Genomic DNA, 6,160 nt, shown 5'->3' on the forward strand with positions numbered 1-6,160 from the left:
ATATAATGAGCGATTTAGATAACAAAAAGAAAGCGCTTCAACTTATCTTAGATAAGATGGATAAAGCATACGGGAAAGGAACTGTAATGCGTATGGGAGATTCTGCGGTTGATGATAAAATCGAAGTTATTCCTTCTGGATCTTTAGGATTAAATTTAGCTTTAGGAGTTGGTGGATATCCAAGAGGTCGTGTAATTGAAATTTACGGACCAGAATCTTCGGGTAAAACGACTTTAACTTTACATGCTATTGCCGAAGCTCAGAAAGCTGGAGGTATCGCTGCTTTTATTGATGCAGAGCACGCTTTTGACCGTTTTTATGCGGCAAAATTAGGTGTTGATGTAGAAAACTTAATTATTTCTCAACCAGATAATGGGGAGCAAGCATTAGAGATAGCTGATAACTTAATCCGTTCTGGTGCTATAGATATTATCGTAATCGACTCGGTTGCTGCTTTAACGCCAAAAGCTGAGATTGAAGGTGAAATGGGTGACTCTCGTATGGGATTGCAAGCCCGTTTAATGTCTCAAGCTTTACGTAAATTAACAGGAACAATCAATAAAACGAAATGTACAGCGATTTTCATAAACCAATTACGTGAAAAAATTGGAGTAATGTTCGGAAATCCTGAAACTACAACAGGTGGTAACGCGTTAAAATTCTATGCGTCTGTTCGTATTGATATTCGTCGTTCAACTCAAATCAAAAATGGTGACGAAGTTATTGGTAACCACTCGAAAGTGAAGGTTGTTAAAAATAAAGTTGCTCCACCTTTCCGCCAAGCAGAATTTGACATTATGTATGGTGAAGGGATCTCTAAAGTAGGTGAGGTTTTAGATATGGGTGTTGAAAAAGGAATCGTAAATAAATCTGGTTCTTGGTATTCTTACAACGACAGCAAATTAGGACAAGGTCGTGATGCTGTAAAAGAATTATTAAAAGATAATCCAGAATTATGTGAAGAAATTGAAGCGAAAATTGTTGCTTTAATTCAAGGTGAACCAGTTACAGGAGAAGTTTCTGTTGATGATCCAGCTGATTTATTAGAAGACTAATTCGATTAGAATTTTTATATAATGACTGAAAAAGCCTTTCCAATTGGAAAGGCTTTTTTTATAAGTTAATTTCTAAATCAGAGATTAAAATCCAAAGTGTATTTTTAATAGGATTATGGTTATATAGATTTAAATCATCAAGATTTATTTCAAATTGAACTAAAACTCGATTCGGAAAATATTCATTATTTTCTTCGATAATTTGTCCTCTTTCCCCAATTAATATCCAATAATTATTTTTAGAATCTTCTGTTACATTTTCAGGATTTTTCAAACCTAAAAAAGTTTTTAGAATCACTTTTTGATTTAAAAATTTCACTTACTCTAAAATATATTTTAAACGATAACCAAACATGCCACGTTCTTTGATTAGATCAGCAACACCTTCCGGACATTCAGATTCCCAACCAGATTCAGCAAGTGCAATTTTCTCTAATATCTTACGAGAATATGAATGTAAATAATCTTTGTTGTAATTTAAAATATCTTCAATTCTACCATTATATAGGAAATATTTATATAGCTCGTGTAAGTTATCTGAAACTTTAAGGTTTTTAGACGTTAAAAGAATATCTTTTTCTTTGTCTAAATATGGATATAAATAAATCTTTACATCTTTCTTAAATAATTTACCGAAAGCTTCCATAATTCCACCCGGAAGTTTTTCGTAATACTGCTCGTTGAAAATTTCTAACAAATTATTTACTCCCATAGCTAAACCAATTTTGGTTTTATTACGAGTAAACTTCGTGAAGTAATCGGTTAGTTTGTAATATTCAGAAAAGTTAGAAATAATAACATTATATCCTAATTTTCCAATAATATCGGCGCGATCCAAGAAATCACGTTCGTTTAATTGTCCTTCTTTCCCAGAAGCCATCAGATTAGAAAGTGTAATTTCAAATAAAATTTCTGTATTATCTTTAGAAACTCCTTCTTCTTGATTAAAAACTTCTAATCCTCCTTCAAACATATCCATGTTGACATTCATAAAAGGACGGAACGAACCTCGGATAGCAAAAATGTTTTTCTTGTATAATAAATCGGCAGGTAAGATGTTTTTTCCTTCTGAATTGAAAACCACTACATCAGTCATTCCATTTTTAACCAATTGTAATGACATTAATCGGTTATCAACATATTTAAACTGAGGTCCACGAAAGTTAATCATATCAATCTCTAACTGATCTTTATCTAAAGTATCATATAAAGAGTTAATTAATGTGCGTGGATTGTCGTAATAATTATACGCTCCGTAAATTAAATTCACGCCTAATACTCCAAGAGTTTCTTGTTGTAATTGAGCTGAATTTTCTTTGAATTTTACATGAAGAATAATTTCGTTCGCTTTTTCGTCTTCAACATTTAGTTTAAAACGAATTCCAACCCAACCATGTCCTTCATTTTTTTTAGAGTAATCAATAGTGGTTACAGTATTGGCATAAGTAAAAAACGCTTTATCCTTATAATTATCTTGTGTAAGGCGTTCTCTCATTAAGTCAATTTCGTGGTCTAACATCTTTTTTAAACGCGCTTGAGTAACGTAACGTTTGTTTTCTTCTATACCATAGATAGAATCAGACATTTCTTTATCATACGCGCTCATTGCCTTTGCAACAGTACCCGAAGCAGCTCCTGCACGATAAAAGAAACGAACTGTTTCTTGTCCTGCACCAATCTCTGCGAACGAACCATATATTTTCGGATTAAGATTTATATCTAAAGCCTTTTGTTTTGGAGTAAGAACTTGTTGTAAAGCCATAAAAAAATCAATTGTTTGCAGTAAATTTACCAAAGAATTATGGCTAAATCAAAATTAAAAATACATTTTTTAGGGACTGGAACTTCACAAGGTATTCCAATTATAGGAAGTGATCATCCGGTGTGTTTGTCTGATAATCCGAAAGATAAGCGTCTAAGAGCTTCAATCCTATTAGAGAAGGGCGATAAGGTGTTAACGATAGATTGTGGCCCGGACTTTAGACAGCAAATGTTGCGTGCAAAAGCACAAAGATTGGACGGGATTTTATTTACTCACGAGCATACTGATCATGTTTTAGGATTAGATGATATTAGACCTTTAGTTTTTAAATCTGGAAAAGATATGCCTGTTTATGGATTAGAACGAGTGTTGAATGAACTGCATTTACGTTTCAATTACATGTTTCAGGAAAATAAATATCCAGGAGTGCCTACGGTTATTGAAAATCCAATAAAAATGGAACCGTTTAAAATTTATGATTTTGAAATTCAGCCAATACATTTATATCATGGCACATTACCAATTTTAGGATATGTAATCGACGGAAAATTTGCTTATTTAACAGATGTTAAAACGATTCCGGAAGAATCTATCGAACTTTTAAAAGGTGTAGAAGTGTTAGTGATTAGTGCTTTAAGAAAAGAAGTTGAACATTTTTCTCATATTTTATTAGCAGATGCAGTTGAATACGCTAAAAAAATAGGTGCAAGAAAGACTTATTTTACTCATATTTCGCATTACATGGGATTTCATGAAGAAGTAAATCAAGAACTTCCGTTAGGAATGGAGCTGGCTTACGATACTTTAGAAATTAATTTATAAAAACATTTGGTAAAGTAATTTATCCAACGTTATATTTGCACCATAACTCCGACGCCTGGATGGCGGAATTGGTAGACGCGCACGACTCAAACTCGTGTTCTTCGGAGTGCGGGTTCGATTCCCGCTCCAGGTACAGAAAAACCCTTATAAGCTTAGTGTTTATAAGGGTTTGTTATTTTATTTGCATCACTACTACAACATTTTATAGAAAAAGCAATAAACTTATTGCCATAATCATCATTCCTACAATTACACCAATCATAGTTAATCGTTGGCCTGCGTATTCGCGTGCAGTCGGTATTAATTCGTTCAAAGAAATATAAACCATGATTCCTGCTACAGCAGAGAAGACTATTCCGAAGGCTGAATCATCAAAAAATTGCATTAAAATAAAATATCCTATTAATGCACCAACTGGCTCTGCTAATCCGGAAAGGAACGAGTACCAGAAAGCTTTATTTCTAGATTTTGTAGCGTAATATATCGGAATTGCAACTGCGATACCTTCAGGAATATTATGTACAGCAACTGCAAAAGCAATGGAAATTCCGTAGGTTGGATCTTTAATAGCACTCATAAAAGTTGCTAATCCTTCAGGGAAGTTATGAATTGCTAATGCTATAGCAGAAAAAACACCTAATCGTAATAATTTCTGATTTTGATTTCCTTTGATTGTTGTATCAGAATCACACTCATCATGGTCATTATTATGTGATGGAATTAATTTATCAATCAAAATAATGGATAACATTCCGGCGAAGAATCCTATAACTGTATAGATGTAACCTAATTTTTCGCCAAATTCGAAGATTAAAGCAATTTTTGCTTTGTTGAAAATTTCGATGAATGAAACGTATAACATTACTCCTGCAGATAATCCAAGCATAATTCCTAAGAATTTTGGATTAAACTTTCGGTATAATAAAGACAAAAGTCCACCCAGTCCTGTACATAATCCTGCAAGAACAGTTAAACCAAAGGCGTAGTAAAAATTTTCATCCAAATTAAATGTTAGATTCATTGAACAAATTTATTAGAAATTACATTAAATATGAATAAATTGACTCGATTTTTTCTTAAAAATAACCCAACATATTATTAATCATGGACAATATTTTATATATATGTTTATTTTTGTCAGCTTAGAAAGTGAAAATGGAGATATTTGATCAAAGCTTACAAAGCGATTTATACAATTGGTCTTTACAAATGGTTTCTACTTTAGGATTATCAGATTATAATACCTATTTAGTAAATTCAATTTTATTATCAATTGCATTATTTGGAGTTTTATATGCAGTAGATTTTCTTTTAAGAAAAGTACTATTGTTATTAGTAACAGATTTTATTAATAAAAGTAAATCACAATTAGATGATTTATTAATTAAGAATAAAGTATTACAATATTTAACTCATGTTGTTCCAATTTTTATTGCAAAAGGTGCAATTCCTTTAATTTTTACAGGTTTTCCGAATTGGGTTAACATCGCTTTAAAAGTAACTGATGTAGCTTTAATTTTAACGGTATGTCTGTTGATTCAGAATATATTAAGAGCATTTCGTGATTTATTAAAAACGAAATCTGCGTTTGTTGATAAACCATTAGACAGTTACGTACAAGTAGCGAGTATCATTTTATATAGTATCAGCGGGATATTAATTTACTCTATTGTTACAGGCGAATCTCCAAAATCGTTTTTGGTTTCTTTAGGAGCAGCATCAGCGATTTTAATGTTGGTTTTTAAAGATTCTATTTTAGGTTTTGTTGCAAGTATACAAGTTTCTTCTAACGATATGGTTAGAGTAGGAGATTGGATTGAAATGACAAAATATGGAGCTGATGGGCATGTAATTCAGATCAATTTAAGCACTGTAAAAGTTCAGAATTTTGATAAAACAATTACTACGATACCGACTTATGCTTTGATTTCTGATTCGTTTAAGAACTACCGCGGAATGCAAAATGCAGGAGGACGTCGTATTAAACGAAGTTTGAATATTAAAATGTCATCGATTCGATTTTTAGAAGAAAATGAAATTGAAGAATTAAAAAAGATTCAAATTTTAAAACCATATATCGAAGCCCGTTCAGAAGAAATAAAAAAGTTTAATGAACAAAGTATCGTAGATCCGACTGTGAAAGTAAATGGGCGACGAATGACGAATATTGGTTTGTTTAGAGAATATATTAAAGAATACACATACAGAAATCCAAATATTCATAAAGATTTTCATTTCATTGTTCGTCAAATGCAAGCAACTGAACATGGAGTGCCGATTGAATTATTTATGTTTACAAACACGACAGTTTGGGCAGAGTTTGAAACAATAATGGGAGATATTTTCGATCATATTTTTGCAGTAGTTCCTTATTTCCATTTAGAAATTTTCGAATTACCAGCATCAGATGATGTAAGAGAGTTAATTCATTCTATAAAAACAAAAAAAGCTGATTCATAATACACTGCCCCCAAAAAGTTAGACACTTTTGGGGGCATTTTTTATGGCAAGAAAAGTAAAA

6 protein-coding genes and 1 tRNA gene are annotated in these 6,160 nt (G+C 32.0%); 4 read left to right on the forward strand and 3 right to left on the reverse strand.

All coding sequences use genetic code 11. The annotated features are described in order from the left end of the window. The first annotated feature begins 5 nt into the window (after positions 1-5). The gene (recA, locus tag EAH69_RS04815; protein ID WP_121934051.1) at positions 6-1,055 is read left to right on the forward strand and encodes a recombinase RecA; all 1,050 of its coding nucleotides are present in this window, start codon (positions 6-8) and stop codon (positions 1,053-1,055) included. A gap of 58 nt (positions 1,056-1,113) precedes the next feature. Here recA and EAH69_RS04820 read toward each other — a convergent pair whose 3' ends face one another. Both EAH69_RS04820 and EAH69_RS04825 read right to left on the reverse strand, forming a co-directional pair. Beyond that, positions 1,114-1,329, reverse strand: a complete 216-nt coding sequence (locus EAH69_RS04820) for a hypothetical protein (protein WP_147439088.1) — start codon at positions 1,327-1,329, stop codon at positions 1,114-1,116. 45 nt (positions 1,330-1,374) lie between these two features. Next, the gene (locus tag EAH69_RS04825; RefSeq protein WP_121934053.1) at positions 1,375-2,817 is read right to left on the reverse strand and encodes a TonB-dependent receptor; all 1,443 of its coding nucleotides are present in this window, start codon (positions 2,815-2,817) and stop codon (positions 1,375-1,377) included. 39 nt (positions 2,818-2,856) lie between these two features. Here EAH69_RS04825 and EAH69_RS04830 point away from each other — a divergent pair, with 39 nt between their 5' ends. Next, a complete protein-coding gene (locus EAH69_RS04830; RefSeq protein WP_121934054.1) occupies positions 2,857-3,639 on the forward strand; it encodes an MBL fold metallo-hydrolase in 783 nt (260 codons plus the stop codon). 53 nt (positions 3,640-3,692) lie between these two features. Then, positions 3,693-3,772, forward strand: a tRNA-Leu gene (locus EAH69_RS04835). A gap of 69 nt (positions 3,773-3,841) precedes the next feature. Here EAH69_RS04835 and zupT read toward each other — a convergent pair. Further along, positions 3,842-4,660, reverse strand: coding sequence for a zinc transporter ZupT (gene zupT, locus EAH69_RS04840; RefSeq protein ID WP_121934055.1), 819 nt, complete (start codon positions 4,658-4,660; stop codon positions 3,842-3,844). Between the two features lie 134 nt (positions 4,661-4,794). On the opposite strand from zupT, the gene EAH69_RS04845 reads away from it, so the two are divergent. Continuing rightward, entirely contained in the window at positions 4,795-6,099 is a 1,305-nt protein-coding gene (locus EAH69_RS04845; protein WP_121934056.1) for a mechanosensitive ion channel family protein, read from the forward strand. The last annotated feature ends 61 nt before the right edge of the window (positions 6,100-6,160 follow it).

The organism is Faecalibacter macacae, from assembly GCF_003687725.1.
Classification (GTDB): Bacteria; Bacteroidota; Bacteroidia; order Flavobacteriales; family Weeksellaceae; genus Empedobacter; species Empedobacter macacae.